This window comes from Pseudoalteromonas sp. 120-MNA-CIBAN-0494 (genome assembly GCF_040308885.1).
In the GTDB taxonomy this organism is placed as follows: Bacteria; Pseudomonadota; Gammaproteobacteria; order Enterobacterales; family Alteromonadaceae; genus Pseudoalteromonas; species Pseudoalteromonas nigrifaciens.
This window is the reverse complement of record NZ_JBEOOE010000005.1, coordinates 133,144-154,328: the sequence shown is the minus strand read 5'-3', so window position 1 is coordinate 154,328 and position 21,185 is coordinate 133,144. Positions and strand designations below refer to the sequence as shown.

The following is a 21,185-nucleotide window of genomic DNA, read 5'->3' as shown; positions in this document are numbered from 1 at the left end:
CTTTTTTTTGCCAGTAACTAAATGCGATTTAAATCACTAACCCCTACTTAATAAGCGTTAAATACGCTAAAATTGCAGGCTAATTTTTAGTAATGAGCCCACACCTTTATGACCTCAGCCACAAGCCCTAGCACTTTTAACGAACTTGGCCTTATTCCAGAGCTATTAGCTCGTTTAACCGACTTGGAATATACCCAACCTACTCCAATTCAAGCTAAGGCTATACCTAGTGTGCTTGCAGGCAGTGACTTAATTGCTGGGGCAAATACAGGCTCAGGTAAAACAGCAACGTTTGCGCTGCCAATGCTACAAAAAATGTTCCTTGAACAAGGTAGTAAAAGCGCAGCCAGCAAAGGTAACTTTGTAACGGGGCTTATTTTAGTACCTACTCGTGAGCTTGCTACTCAAGTAGCCGATAGCGTTAAATCGTATTCTGCTAACTTTAATGGCGCAATTAAAACGATTGCTGTGTTTGGTGGTGTATCGGTTAATACACAAATGCAGGCACTTCGTGGTGGCGCTGATATTATAGTGGCAACACCAGGGCGCTTACTCGATTTAATCTCAAGCAATGCTATTAAGCTCGATAAACTAAATACACTCGTGCTTGATGAAGCCGACCGTATGCTAAGCCTTGGCTTTACCGAAGAGCTTGCTGAGTTATTAGCGTTAATGCCTGCTAAAAAACAAACTATGTTATTTTCAGCAACTTTCCCAGAGCAAGTTAAGCTATTAACACAAGATTTATTAAACGACCCTGTTGAAATACAAGTTCAAAGCAAAGACGAAAGCACTTTAGTACAGCGTGTATTTAGCGTTAATAAAGGCGAGAAAACCACTGTTTTAGCGCATTTAATTAAAACCCATAAATGGCGCCAAGCACTGATTTTTGTTAATGCTAAAAAAGATTGTGAACACTTAGCGCAAAAGCTTGAAAAGCGCGGTGTTAATGCACAAGTTTTTCATGGCGATAAAGGCCAAAGTGAACGTACCCGCGTAATAGAAAAGTTTAAAGCAGGCGAAATTGAAGTGCTAATAGCAACTGATATTGCAGCACGTGGTTTAGATATTGAAAAGCTGCCAGTGGTTATTAACTTTAATCTACCACGCAGCCCTGCTGATTATATGCACCGTATTGGCCGCAGCGGCCGTGCAGGTGAAGTGGGTTTAGCGCTTTCATTAGTTGATTATGAAGATTTACATCACTTTAAAATAATTGAGAAGAAAAACAAACTACGTCTTGAGCGCGAGCAAGTGGCAGGCTTTGCAGTGAACCAAGCGAATGTTGATGCCGCACAGGCGCTTAAAAACGAAAAGCCAATGGCAAAACCCGAAGGCACGGGCAAGAAAAAGAACAAAAAAGCAGATCTTGAAGACGATGTTTGGGCTGGTTGGCGAGGTAAATCTAAGTAACCGGAGTTCAAGTTAAGTAATTAGAGTAAACATTGATCTAAAAAGCCGACGTTACGTCGGCTTCTTTGTGCTGCATCAGTATTTTATTTATAAAATACGTCTACAGTACCTTTTACTTTTATAAGTAATGGTTGGCCACGACGATCTAGCGCTTTAGGTGCGGCAACTTTGATCCAGCTTTCGCTGATGCAGTATTCTTCAACGTCAAAACGCTCTTTGCCGTTCAGAGTTACACCAATTTCATGTTCGAATACTTCTTCTACATAAAACTTGCTGCGTGGATTAATCGAAAGTTGGTCTGGTAACTCTGGTTTATTTGTATCAGTCATAATTGTGATCTGCATTGAATAGATAGTGCGCTATTGTAGGCAATACAGGTGTTATGCTCAAGCACGACAAGAATAAATGCTAATAAAGTTAGCTATTAAATTTCACAGTTAAGCGCGGCGGTTTAAATTAATAACTAACAGTGCAGCTTGTCTGCAATTAATGAAACGTTAAACTAGCCAGTGAAAAGCTCATTTTACGTTGGCGTAAGTCAATACTTTTTAAGGTCACATTCACACGCTCACCAATAGTAAATTTTTGTTTGCTGTTGCTCCACTGTTGTTTGGCAGCATTAAATACAAACTCACCTTGGCTGAAGCTACTCACCGCTACTAAACCCTCAACGCCTGTGCAGTCTAGCTCAACAAAAAAGCCAGCGCTTGATACACCACTAATAGTGGCGGTAAATGTATCGCCAAGGTATTTTTCCATATAGCTACATTTTAAGGCGCTTTCTACTTCACGGCTAATATCGTTGGCTTTGCGCGATTGTGCTGAGCAATGCAAGCTTAATGTTTCTATACTTTCAAGGTTATAAGGGTATGCCTTTTTAGCTAACTTGCTAACGCTAGACGCTTTATTAGCAAACACATTTAAGAAGCTTATCGCCCGCTGTAAACCATTTTGCTGCTTAGCCTGAATTTTGGCGCGAATTGCACGATGGGTTACTAAATCTGCATAGCGACGAATTGGCGAGGTAAAGTGAGCGTAAGCATTGTATGCTAGGCCAAAGTGACCTTGGTTATTAGCCGAGTATTCGGCTTGCGATTGTGAGCGCAGTAATAAAGTACGGATCACGCTGGCATCGCTGCGCTGACTAATGTTATTTAGTAGTTTATTGTAATCGGCTGGCGTTGGCTTATCACCGCCGCCAAGCTGCAGTCTTTTTTCGGCCAGTAGCGCCCGTAGCGTTTGTAGCTTTTTCTGTTGTGGCCCTGCATGTACTCTAAATAATCCGGGGATTTGGTGTTTATCTAAAAACTGTGCGGTACACACGTTAGCGCACAGCATAAATTCTTCAATCATGCGGTGTGCGTCATTGCGCTCTATTGGCTCAATACTGGTAATTTTTTGATTTTTATTCAGATTAAGCTTGAGCTCTTGCGTATCAAAGTCAATAGCGCCGCGAAGTTTGCGCGCTGCGCTTAAATCTAAATAAAGATAATGCAAATTTTTAATCAGTGGCGACACATCAGCATTCAATTCGGCTAATTGTTTAGCTGAGCTAGAATGGGGTTTAGCAATGACAGCATGTGCTTGTGTGTAGGTTAGCCTTGCATGTGAGTGGATCAGCCCCTCTGTAAAATTAGCTTGAGTCACTTGACCATCTTGGCTAATGGTCATATCACACACTAATACCAGGCGATCTTCATGTGGGTTTAACGAGCACAGGCCATTTGATAATGCTTCTGGCAGCATAGGAACAACTTGTCCCGGGCAATAAATAGAGGTGGCGCGTTGTTGCGCTTCTATATCTAACACATCATTGGGTTTTACATAATGCGACACATCGGCAATAGCGACCAGTAAACGCCAGTTTCCTTGCTCTGTTCTTTCGCAGTATACGGCGTCGTCAAAATCTTTTGCGTCTTCGCCATCAATAGTAACAAACGGAAACAAGCGGTAATCTACACGCGCTAATTTATCTTGCTCGGTTACTTCATTACCAAGTGAACTTGCTTGTGCTAGTAAATCCTTGCTCCAGCTATCTGCAACACCATGACGACGCAGCGCAAGCTTTGTTTCCATACCTGCAGAGTGAGGCAGACCAAGTACTTCGGTTATTTGCACTTGAGTTGCATGGCGAAAAGTAGGGTACTGGGTAATTTTAGTGTTTACATACTGGCCCACACTGGTGTTTGCTAATTGGCACTGCGCTACTTGCACTTTTTGTGGGCATTTTGTGTTATCGGCTACTAGCACGTAGTCTGTGCCTTGGCGCTTTAATATACCGGCTAAATGGGTGGTTTTATGCTCAATAATTTTTATTAATTTATTGTTTGAGCGTTTATGACTAGCGGCTTCTTGTAGTATTTGTACTATATCGCCTTCAAATACGTGAGCTAACTGGTTCTTAGCGATAAATAAATCTTTTTCGCTGGCGCTATAATTAACGAAACCAAAGCCATCTGCATGTAGGGTAATTACACCACTCACAAGTAAGGCTTGATCAATAACTTGGTAACCTTTGTGTTGGCTAAACATAAGTTGGCCATCGCGTTCCATGGCGCGTAAACGCCTTCTGAGGGCTTCTTTTTGCTCAGCATTTTTTAGCTCTAAGGCATGCGCGATTTGTTCACGGTTAAGGTTTTTTTTCATTTTGCCAAAAAGGCTTAAAATAAATTCACGACCCGGGATCGGGTTGTCATAAATTGGTGATGATAATGGTGCGGTTGGGTTCAAATTCATAAAACTCTCTTAAATTCGCCCAGCGCTTTTACTGTGTATCTACAAACTAGGAATATAAAAGACTTAAGATTGATAAAGATAAGGTGGAATAAAGCATAAGGCGAGACTGACTCGAACAGTGAGTCGAAAATAAATTAAGCTGCATAGTACATACTCAATTTTAAATGTTTAGTAATACCAATTACTTAATGTAAGTGGTAAAAAATTAGCTCACAGACAAATTAATTATATGTGAGCTGTTAATACACTAAAGCGTATTATTTAACAGTGTTTATATACAAACAATGTTTTCGGCTTGTGGGCCTTTTTGACCTTGAGTAACAGTAAACTGTACACGTTGGCCTTCAGCTAAAGTTTTGAAACCGTCGCCAGAGATTGCACTGAAATGTGCAAACACGTCTGCGCCAGATTCTTGCTCGATAAAGCCAAAACCTTTTGCTTCGTTAAACCATTTTACTGAACCAGTAGTTGTAGTAGACATAATATGTATCCTAAAAAATTAATATAAGTGTGCCTGAAAAGAGGCGATTGAGCCGGAAAAAATAGTTAACTTGAGGATAACGCGTAGGATTATTACTAAAACAACTCGGTACTAACAAATAAAACAGAACTTCTTTCAAACTAGTATTCTAAATGGGTTATTGCTAACCCATTAAATTGTTATGCAATTAGATGCAAACAATGTTTTCGGCTTGTGGGCCTTTTTGACCTTGAGTAACAGTAAACTGTACACGTTGGCCTTCAGCTAAAGTTTTGAAACCGTCGCTAACAATAGCACTGAAATGTGCAAACACGTCTGCGCCAGATTCTTGCTCGATAAAGCCAAAACCTTTTGCTTCGTTAAACCATTTTACTGAACCAGTAGTTGTATTAGACATAATGTGTATCCTAAAAAATTAATATAAGTGTGCCTGAAAAGAGGCGATTGAGCCGGAAAAAATAGTTAACTTGAGGATAACGCGTAGGATTATTACTAAAACAACTCGGTACTAACAAATAAAACAGAACTTCTTTCAAACTAGTATTCTAAATGGGTTATTGCTAACCCATTAAATTGTTACGCAATTAGATGCAAACAATGTTTTCGGCTTGTGGGCCTTTTTGACCTTGAGTAACAGTAAACTGTACACGTTGGCCTTCAGCTAAAGTTTTGAAACCGTCGCCTGAAATTGCACTGAAATGTGCAAACACGTCTGCGCCAGATTCTTGCTCGATAAAGCCAAAACCTTTTGCTTCGTTAAAAAATTTTACTGTACCAGTTGTAGTATTAGACATAATAGTATCCTAAGAATTAATAAAAGTGTGCCTTAAAATAGGCAATTTAACAGGGAGAAAACAAGCATATAACTGAGGATAACGCGCAGGATTATTACTAATAACAACGTGGTACTTACAAATAAGCTGGGTTTTCAATCAACCCGATGCAGGCATGTTAGAGTAAGTTAAAACATGTAGCAAGCTTTATATAATTAAAAGTTATATAAAACGGCATGATTATTTTATATCCTTTTGTAAATTAAGGGTTTTATTTTTTAACTTTGTTTTGCATTTTTGATGTGTTTTGATTTTATAGTAGTTACATTCATAAATTTAGTCATTTAACTTTCATAAAAATTACCTTTATTAGTCATATCTATTTTTTATAGTGCAGCGGTTGATCTTTTTGTGGTCACACATTTTTTAAAAAATAATCACTAAATAATGGGAATTATGGATGAAAATTAAAAAAGTTGCTGCGGCAATAGCGCTAACATTTGCGTTTAACGCAGCTAGTTATGCCAATGTATTACCGCAAAGCCAAAAAGACAGCAGTTGGTATAGTGCTGCGCAAACAAAATTAACAACAAAAACTACCCAAGCGCAGAGTGTTAAAGCCACCAAAGCTAAAAACGTAATTTTATTTGTTGGTGATGGTATGGGGGTATCAACGCTAACCGCCGCACGTATTTTACAAGGACAACGCAATAACCAATCGGGGGAGGAGGGTTACTTAAGCTTTGAGGCATTTCCGTATTCCGCACAAGTTAAAACCTATAACGTAGATGCACAAACTCCCGATTCTGCGGGCACTATGACCGCGATGATCTCGGGTGTAAAAACCGATGTTGGCGTAATCGGTGTTGACGAAAATATAGAGCGTGGGGTGTGTTCAACAGTTGCGGGCAACGAGTTACTAACAGCAACAGAGCTGGCAGAAATTAAAGGCCTAGCAACTGGGGTTATTTCAACAGCGCGAATTACCCATGCAACGCCTGCAGCAACGTATGCTAAATCGGCCGATCGTAACTGGGAAGATATTTCAGACATGCCAGAGGATGCAATTGCAGCTGGCTGTGAAGATATTGCCTCGCAACTAATTAACTTTGAAAAAAACCTAGAGGCGCGTTTTGTTGGTACTGATATAGATGGCCTTGATGTTGTTATGGGCGGCGGACGTCGGCACTTTTTACCCAAAAACGTAGCAGCTAATTCAACAGACGCAGTAAGCGCAATAGAAGGGGATCGTACCGATAATCGTAATTTGATTAGTGAATGGCAAGCGCAATACCCTACTGCAACGTATGTTATGGACCAAACCGGCTTTGATAATATTGCCGATGACGCTACTAAAGTATTTGGCTTATTTAACGAATCCCACATGCAATACGAAGCAGACCGCGCAAACGATATTGCTGGCGAGCCTTCACTTACCGATATGACTACTAAAGCAATTGAAGTGCTGGGCAAAAACGACAAAGGCTTTTTCTTAACCGTTGAATCGGGTCGTATTGATCACGCGCACCATGCGGGCAATGCCTATAATGCACTTAACGACACAATAGAGTTGGCCAAAGCGGTACAAGCTGCGGTTGATAACACCAATCCAGAAGAAACCCTCATTTTAGTCACTGCCGATCACAGTCATGTATTTACTATTGCGGGCTATCCCAAACGCGGCAACCCTATTTTAGGTCAAGTTGTGGCCGTGGGCGAAACAGCCCCCAGCCTAGCTGCCGATAACAAGCCCTATACCACAGTTGGTTACGCCAATGGTTTAGGGTTTAGAAACTTAGGCGATGAAACAGATGCCGATGCAAGCTATGCAAGTGCTGCTGTGGCAGGGCGCGTTGAATTACAAGGGATAGATACAACAACCCCTGGTTTTCATCAAGAAACAACAGTGCCATTGGCCTCGGAAACACACGCAGGTGAAGACATTTCATTGCATGCAACAGGCCCCGGTGCTCAGCTTGCACAAGGCGTAATTGAGCAAAATGTAGTGTTTCATATAATTAATCAAGCTCTTGAACTAACTCAGCAATAATGGCGGCTAACATGAAAAAATTAACGGTACTTTCTTTAGCAGTAACTCTTGCACTAACGGGTTGCTCAAGTGACAGCGATAAAAACCAAAATAGTATATTAACTGTCAATAACGTAATTGCTGTCGGGTCTGAGCAATGTGTTAACGGCGGAGTAACAACACAAACAGGCGAAGATACCAACGGTAATGGAATATTAGAAAGCAGTGAGGCTACATCAAGTAACTTAGTATGTAATGCACCAGCTACGTCGCTTAGCAGCGAGCAGTTAGCATCGCTTACTAGTAATGCTTGGTTTAGCGATGCACAAACCAAGTTAGCAACCACAAAAACAGCAAATGCGAGCATAGTGACTGAGTCAGGCAAGGCTAAAAATATTATTTTATTTGTTGGCGATGGTATGGGAATTTCGACAATAACTGCAGCGCGTATTTTAGCCGGGCAGTTAGAAGGTGAAATGGGTGAGGAGCATCAATTAAGCTTTGAAACTATGCCGTATTCAGGTTTTGTAAAAACCTATAACGTAGATGCACAAACGCCCGATTCGGCCGGCACTATGACCGCAATGGCCTCAGGGGTTAAAACCGATGTTGGTGTTATTGGTATTGATGAAGCGGTTGAGCGTGGTAATTGTGTGTCGGGCAAAGGACATGAGCTAGTTACCTCACTAGAGCTTGCTGAAATTGCGGGTAAAGCGACCGGTATTATTTCAACTGCCCGAATTACTCATGCAACACCTGCGGCTATGTACGCAAAATCGGCCGATCGTAACTGGGAAGATATTTCTGATATGCCCGCGAGCGAGTCAGCTAATTGTGAAGATATTGCATCGCAACTGGTTAACTTTGAAGCCAACCTAAAAGCGCGCTTTAATGGTGTTGATGTAGATGGCATTGATGTTGTTATGGGTGGCGGGCGTCGTCATTTTTTACCAAAAGATGCTGCGTTTAATTCAGCCGATGCAGTAAGTGCAGTTGAAGGGGATCGTACTGATAATCGTAATTTAATTAGTGAATGGAAAACGCAATATCCAAATGGTACTTACGTAATGGATCAAACCGGTTTTGATGCAATTAGCGATGATGCTACTAAAGTATTTGGGCTGTTTAACGAATCTCACATGCAGTACGAAGCAGACCGCGCAAATGATATTGCTGGCGAGCCTTCGCTTTCGCAAATGACCGAAAAAGCCATAAATGTACTGGGCAAAAACGACAAAGGGTTTTTCTTAACCGTTGAGTCGGGTCGTATTGATCACGCGCACCATGCGGGTAATGCATATAACGCTTTAAACGACACCATTGAATTGGCAAAAGCAGTACAAGCTGCGGTTGATAACACCAATCCAGAGGAAACGCTTATTGTTGTAACAGCCGATCACAGCCATGTATTTACCATTGCGGGTTACCCTAAACGCGGTAATCCTATTTTAGGTAAAGTGGTGGGCGTAGGCGAAACAACGCCAAGCCTAGCGGCCGATGATATGCCATATACAACGCTAGGTTATACCAATGGTGGTGGTTTTAGAAACCTCGGTAGCGAAACAGATGCTGACGTAGGTTATAACTTTGCACCAGTAACAGGGCGGGTTGATTTAACCAATGTTGATACTACTACCCCTGGTTTTCATCAAGAAGCGCTGGTACCAATGAGCTCAGAAACACACGCAGGTGAAGATGTTGGCGTATATGCTATAGGCCCTGGTGCGCACTTAGTGACAGGCACTAATGAGCAAAGCTTTTTATTTCATGTAATGGACTTTGCCGCAGATTTAGTTAAAACAGCAAACGACAAAGTGGCGCAGTAGTAAGTTTATAATTTGTGTGTGCAAAACAACTCGTACTCTGTGCGGGTTGTTTTTATATTATATTTTGTCATAAAACAGCCATTATTTTTAGCTATGTTAAAAGCATAAATTAGAGCATTTAAAAAGAGTACCCAATGAAAAAAGCATTATTAATGATGACCGTATTATTCAGTAGCAGCGCTTTTTCCCAGCAATGCAATGTTAACCCAGCGCTATTAAAAGCAACTTACACTGTAACCAACAATAAAAATAACGAGCCAACAACTCAAGCGCTAACCCTGTGGCGAAACCAGCAACAAGTAGCGCATCAAAACGAAATAACGACCGAACTGTGGCAGCATTTAACTAATAAGCAAATACGGCCAATTCGTTACTTTAATGCTCAGCAGCGAGGTATTGAATACCAACCGTCAGAAGTGCGCGGGGTACAAAGTTGGAGTGCTAAAAACCAGCTGGTGGATGCGCATTTAATAGCAAAAATGACGCTAGTAAACACCCAAGGCACAGGCTGTGAAGAAGTAAAAAATTATGTGTTAAACGAAGCCGAAACTGAGTATAAACTGGCTTTATTTACACAGTCAAAGTTAGTTAAAACGTTTAGAGTTAGCAATAAAAAAAGCCAAGTAAGCACCTTACTTAGCCTTAATAATGTAAACAGCAATAAAGTCGAAATAACCGCCCAGTTTGCTAAATGGGATAACTTTCAAACTACCGACTATGCCGATATAGGCGACAACGAAAACGATCCCTTTTTAGCTAAAATGATTAACCTTGGTTTTATTGAGCATAGCGCCACTGGCTTTTATAACCAGCAGGGGCAAGCTATCCAAGGTGAGCATTATCATTAGATTTTTTGGGCTTGGCAGCGTCCTCTGTTAAGCCCGCAATATAGTCGTTGTCGTCGCAGGTATTTAAATCTTCTTGTGCTTGTTTGTCTTGTTGTAGTACTTGTTTTAAATCTTCCATACGCTGGCGTACCGCTACACCGTAGCTAATATCGTCGCCCCATAATTTTGCTAACTGTAATACACTGGCGCGGTCGTGATCTCTAAATAGCCTACCAGCTCGCTCGGCATCGGGTTTATTGTTACCTAATAACTCGAGCGCTTTAACCGCAAGGCTAATGGCAGAATCAACAGTTTCACGATTAAAGGCATCTACTTTTAAACTAAGTAATTGATAAGCGTGACGACGGTCGATAGCACGTGCAACAATTTTTAACTGCGGGTAGTTTTTTTGCGCAAGCTTAATGATTTCTAATGTTTTATCGGGGTTATCTATAGCCACTACCAGCATTTGCGCTGTTTTTGCGCCTGCGGCTTCAAGTAACTCCTGACGCCCAGCATCACCATAAAATACCGTTTTACCAAAGCGGCGTAATAATTCAATTTGCGTAGGGCTATGATCAAGTACTGTTATTTCGTAGCCCTGGGCATGCAGTAAACGGCCCATTACTTGGCCAAAGCGACCGTAGCCCGCAATAATGACATGTTTAGCGCTGCTAATATGCTCGGGTTTATCAAATTCAGGCTTTACGCTGCTATCGCGTTTTTGCAGTTGCTCGTAAAACATTAATAATAAAGGGGCTATTAACATAGAAATAGCCACCACTAAGGTTGTTAATGCGGTTTGTTCGGGCGTTAAAATGCTTAGCGTACTAGTTACACTTAATAATACAAAAGCAAATTCGCCTCCTTGTGCCAAAGCCAGTGTAAATAATAGTTGCTGCTTTTTATTTATTTTAAAGGTAAAAGCCAGCGCAAATAAAATACAGGCTTTAATTACTATCAATAAAACAACTAAGCTAATCACAGTGCTAAATTGATTAAAAAACAGTTCAAAGTTAATCGACGCGCCCACAGTAATAAAAAATAGCCCTAATAGCAGACCTTTAAAAGGCTCTATGTCGGCCTCTAACTCGTGCCTAAATTCACTTTCGGCAAGTACTACGCCAGCTAAAAAGGTACCCAGCGCAGGTGATAAGCCAATACTTTGCATAACTAATGCAATAGCAACCACTAAAAAAAGCGCAAAAATGGTAAATATTTCACGTATATGTGTTTGCGCTATATATCTAAAAATGGGGGCCGATATATATTTACCGCAAACAATAATGGCGGCAATAACAGCAATCGATGCACCTACTTGTTGCCAAACCGGCCAGTTGGCAATAATTGAATCACTAATCTCGGCGTTGCCACTCAGTGGTGCAAATGCGAGTAAGGGTAATAACGCTAAAATAGGAATAATAGCGATATCTTGAAATAGCAGTACAGAAAAAGCATTTTGCCCAGCTTCTTGTTTTAGCCAGCCTTTTTCTTCTAGGCTTTGCAATACAATCGCGGTAGAAGAAAGTGCCAGCATTAAACCAATGGCCAATGCGGTTTGCCAATGCATGGCAAACAGCCAATAACAAGATGCAAAAATAACGGCTGCGGTTAACACTACTTGTAAACCACCTAACCCTAAAATTGAGTGGCGTAATGTCCATAAACGTGAAGGTTGCAGCTCTAAACCAACTAAAAATAGCATCATTACTACGCCAAATTCGGCAAAGTGCATTACATCGGTTTGATCGCCAACCATAGCTAAGGCATAAGGGCCAATAAGTATGCCTGCGATTAAATAACCCAGCACCGATCCGAGCCCTACTCGTTTGGCAATAGGCACAGCTACAATTGCTGCCGCTAAGTAAATTAAAGCTATTTCTAACACGTGTTTTTCCTAGGTGAGTTTTTAAACCCAAGTGGTTTGCGTATAAATAGAATGACTGACACGCTTATAAAATACAATAATTTAAGTGGCTAGAAATGCTGTTTTTTTTAAATTTTACAGCCTTCAAAGTATTATTAATGCTGACATACCCTAGCTCTGCTTTAATCATAATGAGATTTTTTTTCAGGATTAACGCGAATGTTACTTATATCAATCGTTAAGCAGCAAAAAAAGGATGCGTAATGCATCCTTTATAACTTATAACTTTCAACTTTTAGCTAGCACTTTTATTAAAAGCGGTAAGTAATATTACCGTATAAAAAGCGGCCATCTAAACTGTATGGCACGTAGGGGGTGTACGGGAATATTTGGCCAAAGTCAGAGTGGCCTATATTATCTACCGTTGCTTGAGGGTACTGATCAAACAGGTTGTTAGCGCCTACGGCAAATTTCCATTCATCGTTAGGGCTATAAGCCACTTCAAGATCGGTTATCCATTTTGCATCTAGGTATTCATCTCGGTCGCTGCTTGTAGAAATATCAGCAACTTCGCCATAGCGCGTGGCACGCAGTGTAGTTTGCCATTCGTTAAAGCTCCAAACAGCCGATAAGTTTAGTTTGCTATCTGGTGTGCCTTCTTCAAAACGGCCCACTTCACGCCGAGCAAATACAACATAGTCATCACCTAACGAATTGAGTTCTTCAGGGTTGTCGTCTATATGGGTGACTTTAGTGTCGTTAAAGTTAACCGCTGCGTTTAAGCGTACGTCGCCTAGGTTATCTAGTTCCAGTAAATAAGTTGCAACTATGTCTACACCTTGCGTACGTGAGTCTATTGCATTGGTAAAGTAGCGTACCCTTTCGGTGTTTAGCTCACCAGCGTTTGCTAAAATTTGCGCAACTGCTGCACCGGCTAGGTTTTCAGAGAGTACAATCCGGTCATCAATATCAATACGATATGCATCAACCGTTAGGCTAAAATTACCTTGAGTGTAGACAAAGCCAGCGGTTAAGTTTACAGATTCTTCTGCGTCAAGCGGCTGCGCACCAAGTGCTTGTGCTGCTGGAGAGTCACTTGGAAATAAACCTACTTCAAACGCTTGGTTGTTTTCAAGTATGGTTGATATTTGACGATACGAGCTTTGTGCTAGCGATGGCGCGCGAAAGCCGGTACTTGCTGCACCACGTAACGATAAGTTATCAGTAATACTGTAACGCGTTGCTATTTTTGAGGTGAATGTGTCGCCAAAGTCGCTGTAATCTTCATAACGGCTGGCTAAAACCACATTCCACTTTTCTGTTAAGTAGGTATCAAATTCAACAAAAAGTGCTACGTTGTGGCGGCTTTCGTCGGTAACACTTTGCGGACCAAAACCAGATAGTACCTGTGCACCACCTGCTGCAATTGGGTTGCCGTTACTATCAAGCGCGGTAATATAAGAAGCTTCTTCGCCTTGTTCTATTTTGTAGCTTTCGTGGCGGTATTCAGCACCTATAGTAAAAAATACGTCATCTGGTAAACCTAAATCAAATGCTGTGCTGGCATCTCCATTAACAATAAATTGGTCATAAACCAATGCGCCGTTATCAAATTCGGTTTGGCTGGTGGCACCTAAAGATGTATTTAAGCTATTTACTACGCCTAATGCAAAGTCGTTGCGGCCGTAGTTGGTACTTACATCCCATGTCCAGTCGCCTGTTTCACCTTGTAAACCAAGAGCGAGAGAGTAATCTTCTACGTCGGTTTCAATTTGCGGCAAAAAGCCATTAGGGTAAACGTCTAAAATGTTATTTTTATCTACAGCTCGGCGATAAAAACCACCTGAATTACCTTCGCGTTTTGAGTAACTACCAAACGAGTATAGGTTTAAGCCATTATCTAAATCGTAACCCATGTTGTAAAACAAAGCGTAGTCTTCAAGGTCGGCTTTACCAAAGCGGTGGTTGTAACGGTCGATAGTAAACTCGCGTGGGTCTAAGCTGCCGTCATCAAGGTGGCTATATTGATCGCGAGGGTCAAAACCAGAGCGCTGGGTAGAGTCGTTATCACGATATTCAATAGACACGTTTACAAAACCGTTATCAGCTAACGAAAAACCAGAATTAGCACTAATAGTACGCGTTGCGCCATCGCTCATTTTACGATCGTCGCCAGTATTAAATGCTAAGTTGCCGTTTGCATCTGCGTACACGCTTTCAAGCTGAGGTACTCCGGCCATTTGAGTATCATATTGTCCGTAAGTTACGCTTACACTGCCGCCCTGCGCTGCATCTTTAAGAATTATATTAATAACCCCTGCAATAGCATCTGAGCCGTATTGCGCTGCGGCACCGTCGCGTAATACTTCTACGCGCTTAATTGCCGATGTTGGGATCATATTTAAATCAACAGCTGTTGAACCACGCCCAACTACGCCAGCTAAGTTTAATAGCGCACCTGAATGACGACGCTTACCATTAATAAGCACTAGGGTGTGATCGGGGGCTAAACCACGCAAAACTGCAGGTTTAGCATGGTCTGTACCATCGCCCATTGTTGCGCTTGGGTAGTTAAAGCTTGGCACTTGGTTTGCAAGTACTTGGCTGATTTCAAGCTGGCCTGTACTGGCCATATCGCGACTGGTAATAATATCAACAGGTACTGAACTTTCAGCAATACTGCGTAAGCTGCGACGAGTACCCGTTACCGAAATTACTTCGATATTTTCTTGTGCTTGACTATCTGGCTCTGCGGCTACAGCTACTGAATAAGGCGTGCTCAATGCAGTAGTAACGGCCAAGCTAAGTGCTAATTTTTTCGCTGAAAAGCGCTGTATGGTCATGTGATCCCCCAAGGGCTGCTATTGTTGAGTCTAAAAGCGCCGCATCTTAAAGAAGCTAATAGGATAGTGCAAAGATCAAAACAAACTAAGTTATGCAAATAGCTAAGGCTGGTGTTTACTTTGCGCTGAACGTACTAATTTAAATAGGTGTGCTTGTGTTGAGTAGTTGCAACCACAGGGTGAATTGAGGTGTTTTTTAATACAATTAATTTAGTAAATGTAAATAAAAAAGGCCAAGTAAATTACTTGGCCTCTTTATTGTTTTTAATGTTTTAATTCAAGAGTTAAGTATTACTCTGGCGCAACGTCTAATGTAGTAAATAACGAGTAACGCACGTTATCTATGCCTTTTTCAGACGACTCTTCGCTCACGCTTGCTTCAATTAAGTATAAACCCGGGTGCTGCCACGTTGTGCTAAAAAAGCCGTTTTTGTCAGTGGTTACTTTAACTTCGCCACGTTCGTTACGGTAGCGTGTATCACCTTTTAATATTGCCAGCTCAACGTTTGCTGCCGGCTTACCAGCTTTGAGCAACTGAAAACGCGCTTGTTCACCAACAAATAAATCGTTAGGGTGAGTTGGGCCGCTAATCTCTAAACCTTTACCAAGTAGTGCAGGCTTAGATGTGCCGTTACGACTTACAAACGTATCAACGGTAGAAAATGCTTTGGTTGTTTTAATATCTGTAGCGTCTGCTGGAATATCTTTACTGTTTTTGCCACCAAAAACACGACGACGCTCACCTTTTGCATCTTTATAAAAGGTCATTAAACGTGGTTCACGTTTCATTGCAATATGGTAAGTCCCTTCGTTGGTTAATTTAACTGCCGCAGAGTTTTTACGCTGTAAAAAGTAAGCGCGAATATTATCGCTAATAGGTTTGCCGTCAGGGCCGATAGCCATCAGTAAATTGTCGTCGTATTGTGCGTCTTTCTCAGTTGGGCGGTATGCTTTGTCGGGAGCAAAAATTTCATTAGAAATACTCGCGTCAATCATTACATAATGCGCTTTATCGCCAGATAAAGAAGTATGCGATGGCACTAACCATTGTGCATGGGCGTTAGCATAGCTTGATGCAAGTGCAGTGACTGTAAGTGCGCCAATTAATGCACTTTTAAGTAAATTGATTTTCATAATCGTTCCTTTTTAAATGGTTTTAGCGGATGCTTTATTTGCTGCTATGTATTACTTGGCAATAATAGTGACGAAGCTTTGTGAAAATTCATTGGTACCATCAATCGTGATTTTACCCTCTTGTGTTAGGTCTATTTCGACACGGCTGTAATCTCGGCCGCCTTCTTCGCGTACCACTTCAATATTAAGTAAGTATTTACCCGGTTTTACTGGGTTACCGTCTAAATCATTGCCCTGCCAATTAATGGTGTAAGATCCAGCTCGTTTGGTTGCGCCGCTTATGCCGTCGAAGTTAAGGTTACTCTTACCGGCTTTACGCCACCATTGGCGTAAGTCTTTAAACCATTCGGCTTTTTGTACCCAAAGTGCCAGCGTAGTAACGTGTTTGCGCTCGCTTGTTTCTAGCCAAACTGCAACATAAGGGCGGTGATACGGTTGTACGTCTAATTCGGGTAGGTTTAATTCAATTTCTAATTGTGCAGTTTGTGCATGCGCAGTCGCTTGAAAAAACGTCGCAACTAGCAGTAATGCTGCGCTTATAAACACTTTAAATTTAATCATTAATACACTCCTTTTAATTGTGGAACCCAACATAAATAAATAACGACAGGCGTTGCTATGCCTAACACCGTTATCCATATTCCTGCTAAGCGTTTTTTTCTGTTTTGAAATAAAATAATCATGCCGGTAATGGCAAATAAGATCATTAATACAGCTGAGATATCTATTACCCAACTCCATGCTTCGCCACTATGTCGGCCTTTATGTAGATCGCCAATTAGGCTTAAAAAACCACCTGTTTGGTAATCAAGGTTTAGTGTGCCACTTATAAAGTCGAGCTCGGCGTAGGCAAACCCCGCGGGTAATGGGTAGTCGAGCATTACCAGTGCGTCCTCTTTTTCCCATTCAATGCTTTTTACGTTAGTGAGCGCATATTGCTTGGCTAAGTAAGCTTCTATTTCGGGGTAGAGTGTAGGTAAGGTACTTAACTGCGCATTTGCTTTGGCAGCCAATGCACTTGGAATTGGAGTTGATATTTGGCCATTATTTTTATCATTTTTAAGCCAGTCAACATGGTTAAGTACTATGCCGCTAACACAAAATAAAATAAGCAAAAAAAATAGCGCTGTAGAAATATAAATGTGTAAAGCCCGGCTGGTGCTATATAAAGCTCGTTTGTTAATAAACGCCATAATAACTGTAAACTAATTAATATTTACCACATGATAATGATTTGTATTAGCTATTACAAATATACTTACTAAACTTTACATTAAGTTTTTATAAACAGCGGGTATTTACGTTGTTAAAGCGGGATATTCAACTTTTTGGTATGGAAGAGGGTCTTAAAATTAAATAAATCATTACAGCCACTTCAATTATGGCAACTAAAAAAATAACCCAAACAGCAGGAGATGAAGCCAGTAAAAATATAAAACCAACCAGCATGCCCAAAGCGGCGCAATATTTGGCTTTAACAGGCACTACTTTATGTGCTTGCCACTGGTGCAGGGTAGTGCCGTATCGTGGATGATTTAAAAGCCAATGCTCAAGTGCAGGCGATGAGCGAGTAAAGCAGGCCAGAGCTAAAATAAAAAAGATGGTGGTGGGCATAACCGGTAGTACTATACCTATAATTCCAAGTACAACTAGCATTAAGCCAAGTACTTTAAACCATACCTTTTTGTAATATATATAGGTTGTTTTTATATTCACTTAGGTTAGTTTTATTAAATTATAGTTAGTTTGATTATAGAGTAATTAATGCCGAAATTTAAGCGCAATTGCAGTTACTTAATACGTGGACATAAAGGAATAAATAAAATTAGCGCAGCAAAAAGGGCAAACAAAGTTGCCCTTTATAACTAACCTGAGCTGCGGATAATAAACTTATCTCAAGCAGCTATTTTCAGCGCTAACTGCGTTGAATTTACTTGCAATAGGCCAGCTATTGACGCGTAAATTCGCCTTGTTTTCACTGAAAACCTCTGGCTAGAGAAAATAAAATCAAATATAACTATGATTCAATACGTTAGTAAATATCTTAACCAGAGTTCAGGTTAACTAGCTAATTAACCTTGCTTGGCTTAAAAGTAATAACCAAGGTTAATATTAAAGCGACGTTCTGTATCGCCTTCACCAATAATTGTTCCGCCAATAAATGGTTGATTACGTGCTTGGATAAAGTCGAAGTAACTAAAGAAACCACCTGCAGCAACACTCATACCCGTTACATTCATCCAAGTATTTGCGCTGTTATCAGACTTGTCGTAAATAATACCGTAATCGTTGTAAAACTGAATGTCGGTCACTGGGCCCCACTCAAGTGAGTAGTTATAAGCTACGTTGAAGTTAGTCATTGTTGCTTTGCTCGAAACAGTATCGTAATAAGCGTAAGCACCTACAGCAAAACGGTTGCTATTATCGTCTAGGTCGTAGTCGTACTCGCCATGTTGAAATTGTACGTTCCAGTTATTAATTTTGCTATCAAGATGCACAGCCCATGCACCGTAGCTTCCAGCACGGTCATTACCGTCATGTAGGCCGCCACTTAATAGCGATACACCCAGATCGGTAATTACGTTTTTACTATGCTCTACTTGATACGTTGCGCGACCTGCAAAGGTATTGTATTCACCAATTTTATTTACAGGTTCTGCGTATGTACCTTCATTTGGTGCACGACTACCTACAATATCGTACGAGTAACGCTTGCTTTTATCGGAACCACCGTCTACTCCGCCTAGTTCATCATTTTTGAAAAAACCAAGGTCTAGCTTCCAGTTGTCTTTAAGTTTACGTTTTACTACCACACCTAAATCAAAATCGTCTTCTAACCCTACGTAATAGTTAGTGCTAAAAAAATAACTGTGTGAGTTGTACGGGCCGTTACCAAAAGGAACAGATGTTATACCTGCTTGGCCTTCCCAACCATCCACAAACTCATAACCAAGGTAAGCGTATTTAATTACAGTCATGTAATCGTAAAAGCGAATTTCACCATTTAGAGAAATATCATTAATTTCACCAGATACATTTAAACGGAAAATATCAAAATCAAAGTCGCCGCCGCGATCTTTATTGTCATCATCGTATGAATTAATGCTGTAATTAGCGCGAATAGCACCGCCAATTTTAATGCCTTCGTCTTTTTTATCTGATTCAGACTCTGCAACAGCAACAATTTTTGTATCCGCTTTTTTACTTATTTGAGCAACTTGTTGTTCGTGTTGCTCATTAATTTGTTGTTGTTTGGTTTTTTCAGCTGCTAATTGCTGCTCTAGCATCTGCATTTGCTGTTTAAGTTGTTTAAGCTGAGTTTGAAGCGTGTCTAGATCTGCGGCGAATACATTGCTCGACGCACCAGCTAGCATGAGGGCAAGTGTTAATTTCGAAAGTTTAGTCATAAATTGCTGCTCAGATTTTGATTGAAAATTTAAGATGTAAAAGCACATCCTGTGTAAATTTATTATTTAGGAGCTTGAGTAAGCGCACCCACTTCTAACAGAGGCGATGCATCAAGTTTATCTGCATCCATCATTGCGGCAATGCGCTGCATTGACGACAGTAATAGGCTCTGCTCCCACTCTGCAAGTGCCGAAAACTTAGCAATAAAATGCTCTTGTAGTGGTTGCGGTGCTTTATCAAGTAACTCCTTTCCTTTATCGGTGAGGTATAAACTCACTCGACGCTTATCCATTTGGCTACGTACCCGAGTTACTAAGTCTCTACCTTCTATCCTATCAAGAATATTAGTAACGGTTGCCGGGCTTAAATTTACATTTTGAGCTATACGGCTTGCTGTTATCCCATCTGTATGGGAAACCTCTTGCATTATAAGCAGTTGTGGCCCAGTTAAGCCTGAAGTTTTATTCAGTTGCTTAGAGTGTAAATCGATCGCACGAATCACTTTACGTAAAGAAACCAATAACTCGTTATGTTTTTGCATTTAGCTAATCTCGTTAAAAGGGCGCAATGGTTTGCCATAATCGCGAAATGTTACACATCAAGTAAATTGAATTCAAATGATATATTGCATTTTAGCCTGCTTTTTGTGGTTTTTATTAGTTTGAGCAGTAATTAAAATTTGTGTTTTTTAATTTTTAATCTATGTCTGTAGTGTTTTATTCGCCAATGGCTGTAGTATACCTTTAAGCCTATAGAGTATAGATAATGAGTTTTTTTTATCAATTTATAAGTATTGCTAATTTACTGAGGGTGACATTTATAAATAAGTATTAGTACAAAGTAATTATTTATAAATACCTCGCAGGTATTACCGAGTGAAAATAAAGCGATCGATATTTAAATTATTTCGCTTATCATGTAGATGATTTATAAGCTTACTTGACTATTTAGGTGCACATTTAACACTACGTGCCAGCATTATAGGAAATAATATGAAGTTATCACCTTCCGTTAGTATTTGTCATACTGACACCGGTTTAGAATTTATTAATATAAATAGCAGCCATTGCGATGCAAAAATATTTTTGCAAGGCGGGCAAATTACCGAGTTTACCCCAAAAGGTAAGCAGCCATTGTTATGGGTATCTCAAGAAGAAACATTCCAAGAAAATGCCAGTATTCGCGGCGGTATCCCAATTTGTTGGCCTTGGTTTGGAGCGCACGATAACAGCGATTTTCCGGCGCATGGTTTTGCTCGAACGAGTTTGTGGCAGGCCGATGAAGTGCATGAAACCGAATACGAAGTTATTGTTAGCCTCAAATTACCCATGAAACTAGTTAATCTTGATTATTGGCCGCATCAATCAAGCTTACGAGTTGAGTTTGTACTAAACGAGCAGTTACAAGTGCGCTTAACAACCACAAATTTAAGCAATACACCGTTTAGCTTTTCGCAAGCGCTGCATACTTATTTTCCAACATCAGATATTAACAATACCAGCGTTGATGGTTTGCAAGGTGCGCAATATACTGAATTTGGCGAAGCTCCAGTAATGCAAAGTGATGTGGTTAGTTTTGCCCGCGAAACCGACATGGTTTATACCCAAGCAGCGCCAGTGCAAACCATTAATACTCCCGAGGGTATAATTAGTGTGGGCCGAGAAAATTCCAGCTCTTGCGTATTGTGGAATCCATGGATAGAAAAATCAAAGCGTTTATCTAACTTTGCTAATACTGAATATAACAACATGCTTTGCCTTGAAGCAGCCAACGTATTAAATGATGCCGTTACGCTCGCGCCAAAACAAAGCCATACCTTAATTACCATCATTAAATGGCTGAGTTGAG

Annotated in this window: 18 protein-coding genes; 5 read left to right on the top strand and 13 right to left on the bottom strand. The window is 40.7% G+C overall.

Annotation, left to right across the window (positions count from 1 at the left end; translation table 11 throughout):
* Positions 1–108: 108 nt before the first annotated feature.
* Complete coding sequence (locus AAEY55_RS06025) at positions 109–1,413, top strand: DEAD/DEAH box helicase (RefSeq protein WP_089368909.1); 1,305 nt, start codon at positions 109–111, stop codon at positions 1,411–1,413.
* Positions 1,414–1,496: 83 nt separating this feature from the next.
* On the opposite strand, the gene AAEY55_RS06020 is transcribed toward AAEY55_RS06025, so the two are convergent.
* The 5 genes from AAEY55_RS06020 to AAEY55_RS06000 form a co-directional block, all read right to left on the bottom strand.
* Entirely contained in the window at positions 1,497–1,742 is a 246-nt protein-coding gene (locus tag AAEY55_RS06020; protein WP_172459242.1) for a DUF3297 family protein, read from the bottom strand.
* 157 nt (positions 1,743–1,899) lie between these two features.
* Positions 1,900–4,149 carry a ribonuclease R gene (rnr, locus tag AAEY55_RS06015; RefSeq protein WP_089368908.1) on the bottom strand — a complete coding sequence of 750 codons (2,250 nt, stop codon included), beginning with the start codon at positions 4,147–4,149 and terminating at the stop codon, positions 1,900–1,902.
* Between the two features lie 271 nt (positions 4,150–4,420).
* Complete coding sequence (locus tag AAEY55_RS06010; RefSeq protein WP_064664818.1) at positions 4,421–4,630, bottom strand: cold-shock protein; 210 nt, start codon at positions 4,628–4,630, stop codon at positions 4,421–4,423.
* A 187-nt stretch (positions 4,631–4,817) separates the two neighbouring features.
* The gene (locus tag AAEY55_RS06005) at positions 4,818–5,027 is read right to left on the bottom strand and encodes a cold-shock protein (RefSeq protein ID WP_011329604.1); all 210 of its coding nucleotides are present in this window, start codon (positions 5,025–5,027) and stop codon (positions 4,818–4,820) included.
* A gap of 187 nt (positions 5,028–5,214) precedes the next feature.
* Positions 5,215–5,424 (bottom strand): cold-shock protein, encoded by a 210-nt coding sequence (locus tag AAEY55_RS06000; protein WP_011329603.1) that lies wholly within the window; start codon positions 5,422–5,424, stop codon positions 5,215–5,217.
* Between the two features lie 439 nt (positions 5,425–5,863).
* Here AAEY55_RS06000 and AAEY55_RS05995 point away from each other — a divergent pair, with 439 nt between their 5' ends.
* The 3 genes from AAEY55_RS05995 (at position 5,864) to AAEY55_RS05985 (ending at position 10,106) form a co-directional block, all read left to right on the top strand.
* On the top strand, positions 5,864–7,453 hold the full coding sequence (locus tag AAEY55_RS05995; protein ID WP_350550501.1) for an alkaline phosphatase: 1,590 nt from the start codon (positions 5,864–5,866) through the stop codon (positions 7,451–7,453).
* A gap of 11 nt (positions 7,454–7,464) precedes the next feature.
* Entirely contained in the window at positions 7,465–9,258 is a 1,794-nt protein-coding gene (locus AAEY55_RS05990; protein WP_350550498.1) for an alkaline phosphatase, read from the top strand.
* A 134-nt stretch (positions 9,259–9,392) separates the two neighbouring features.
* A complete protein-coding gene (locus AAEY55_RS05985) occupies positions 9,393–10,106 on the top strand; it encodes a hypothetical protein (protein ID WP_350550495.1) in 714 nt (237 codons plus the stop codon).
* Here AAEY55_RS05985 and AAEY55_RS05980 read toward each other — a convergent pair.
* The 8 genes from AAEY55_RS05980 to AAEY55_RS05945 form a co-directional block, all read right to left on the bottom strand.
* Positions 10,081–11,973, bottom strand: coding sequence for a monovalent cation:proton antiporter-2 (CPA2) family protein (locus AAEY55_RS05980; RefSeq protein ID WP_350550492.1), 1,893 nt, complete (start codon positions 11,971–11,973; stop codon positions 10,081–10,083). The genes AAEY55_RS05985 and AAEY55_RS05980 overlap by 26 nt on opposite strands.
* Before the next feature lie 290 nt (positions 11,974–12,263).
* Positions 12,264–14,795 (bottom strand): TonB-dependent receptor, encoded by a 2,532-nt coding sequence (locus AAEY55_RS05975; RefSeq protein WP_350550489.1) that lies wholly within the window; start codon positions 14,793–14,795, stop codon positions 12,264–12,266.
* Positions 14,796–15,086: 291 nt separating this feature from the next.
* Entirely contained in the window at positions 15,087–15,929 is an 843-nt protein-coding gene (locus AAEY55_RS05970; protein WP_011329597.1) for a DUF4198 domain-containing protein, read from the bottom strand.
* Between the two features lie 51 nt (positions 15,930–15,980).
* Positions 15,981–16,490 carry a DUF2271 domain-containing protein gene (locus tag AAEY55_RS05965; protein WP_089368903.1) on the bottom strand — a complete coding sequence of 170 codons (510 nt, stop codon included), beginning with the start codon at positions 16,488–16,490 and terminating at the stop codon, positions 15,981–15,983.
* Positions 16,490–17,122: a PepSY-associated TM helix domain-containing protein gene (locus AAEY55_RS05960; protein WP_011329595.1), complete on the bottom strand. Its 633-nt coding sequence runs from the start codon at positions 17,120–17,122 to the stop codon at positions 16,490–16,492. The genes AAEY55_RS05965 and AAEY55_RS05960 overlap by 1 nt, the downstream gene beginning before the upstream one ends.
* Before the next feature lie 127 nt (positions 17,123–17,249).
* The gene (locus AAEY55_RS05955) at positions 17,250–17,645 is read right to left on the bottom strand and encodes a YbaN family protein (protein WP_041454623.1); all 396 of its coding nucleotides are present in this window, start codon (positions 17,643–17,645) and stop codon (positions 17,250–17,252) included.
* 371 nt (positions 17,646–18,016) lie between these two features.
* Positions 18,017–19,336 carry a porin gene (locus tag AAEY55_RS05950; protein ID WP_011329593.1) on the bottom strand — a complete coding sequence of 440 codons (1,320 nt, stop codon included), beginning with the start codon at positions 19,334–19,336 and terminating at the stop codon, positions 18,017–18,019.
* A gap of 62 nt (positions 19,337–19,398) precedes the next feature.
* A complete protein-coding gene (locus tag AAEY55_RS05945) occupies positions 19,399–19,878 on the bottom strand; it encodes a MarR family winged helix-turn-helix transcriptional regulator (RefSeq protein WP_011329592.1) in 480 nt (159 codons plus the stop codon).
* Between the two features lie 451 nt (positions 19,879–20,329).
* Here AAEY55_RS05945 and AAEY55_RS05940 point away from each other — a divergent pair, with 451 nt between their 5' ends.
* Positions 20,330–21,184: a D-hexose-6-phosphate mutarotase gene (locus tag AAEY55_RS05940; RefSeq protein WP_011329591.1), complete on the top strand. Its 855-nt coding sequence runs from the start codon at positions 20,330–20,332 to the stop codon at positions 21,182–21,184.
* The last annotated feature ends 1 nt before the right edge of the window (position 21,185 follow it).

What these genes read in the sequence shown, in the direction of transcription:
- AAEY55_RS06025 (WP_089368909.1), top strand. Translation starts at nt 109, where the DNA reads ATGACCTCAGCCACAAGCCCTAGCACTTTTAACGAACTTGGCCTTATT.
- AAEY55_RS06020 (WP_172459242.1), bottom strand. Translation starts at nt 1,742, where the DNA reads ATGACTGATACAAATAAACCAGAGTTACCAGACCAACTTTCGATTAAT.
- rnr (WP_089368908.1), bottom strand. Translation starts at nt 4,149, where the DNA reads ATGAATTTGAACCCAACCGCACCATTATCATCACCAATTTATGACAAC.
- AAEY55_RS06010 (WP_064664818.1), bottom strand. Translation starts at nt 4,630, where the DNA reads ATGTCTACTACAACTACTGGTTCAGTAAAATGGTTTAACGAAGCAAAA.
- AAEY55_RS06005 (WP_011329604.1), bottom strand. Translation starts at nt 5,027, where the DNA reads ATGTCTAATACAACTACTGGTTCAGTAAAATGGTTTAACGAAGCAAAA.
- AAEY55_RS06000 (WP_011329603.1), bottom strand. Translation starts at nt 5,424, where the DNA reads ATGTCTAATACTACAACTGGTACAGTAAAATTTTTTAACGAAGCAAAA.
- AAEY55_RS05995 (WP_350550501.1), top strand. Translation starts at nt 5,864, where the DNA reads ATGAAAATTAAAAAAGTTGCTGCGGCAATAGCGCTAACATTTGCGTTT.
- AAEY55_RS05990 (WP_350550498.1), top strand. Translation starts at nt 7,465, where the DNA reads ATGAAAAAATTAACGGTACTTTCTTTAGCAGTAACTCTTGCACTAACG.
- AAEY55_RS05985 (WP_350550495.1), top strand. Translation starts at nt 9,393, where the DNA reads ATGAAAAAAGCATTATTAATGATGACCGTATTATTCAGTAGCAGCGCT.
- AAEY55_RS05975 (WP_350550489.1), bottom strand. Translation starts at nt 14,795, where the DNA reads ATGACCATACAGCGCTTTTCAGCGAAAAAATTAGCACTTAGCTTGGCC.
- AAEY55_RS05970 (WP_011329597.1), bottom strand. Translation starts at nt 15,929, where the DNA reads ATGAAAATCAATTTACTTAAAAGTGCATTAATTGGCGCACTTACAGTC.
- AAEY55_RS05965 (WP_089368903.1), bottom strand. Translation starts at nt 16,490, where the DNA reads ATGATTAAATTTAAAGTGTTTATAAGCGCAGCATTACTGCTAGTTGCG.
- AAEY55_RS05960 (WP_011329595.1), bottom strand. Translation starts at nt 17,122, where the DNA reads ATGGCGTTTATTAACAAACGAGCTTTATATAGCACCAGCCGGGCTTTA.
- AAEY55_RS05950 (WP_011329593.1), bottom strand. Translation starts at nt 19,336, where the DNA reads ATGACTAAACTTTCGAAATTAACACTTGCCCTCATGCTAGCTGGTGCG.
- AAEY55_RS05945 (WP_011329592.1), bottom strand. Translation starts at nt 19,878, where the DNA reads ATGCAAAAACATAACGAGTTATTGGTTTCTTTACGTAAAGTGATTCGT.
- AAEY55_RS05940 (WP_011329591.1), top strand. Translation starts at nt 20,330, where the DNA reads ATGAAGTTATCACCTTCCGTTAGTATTTGTCATACTGACACCGGTTTA.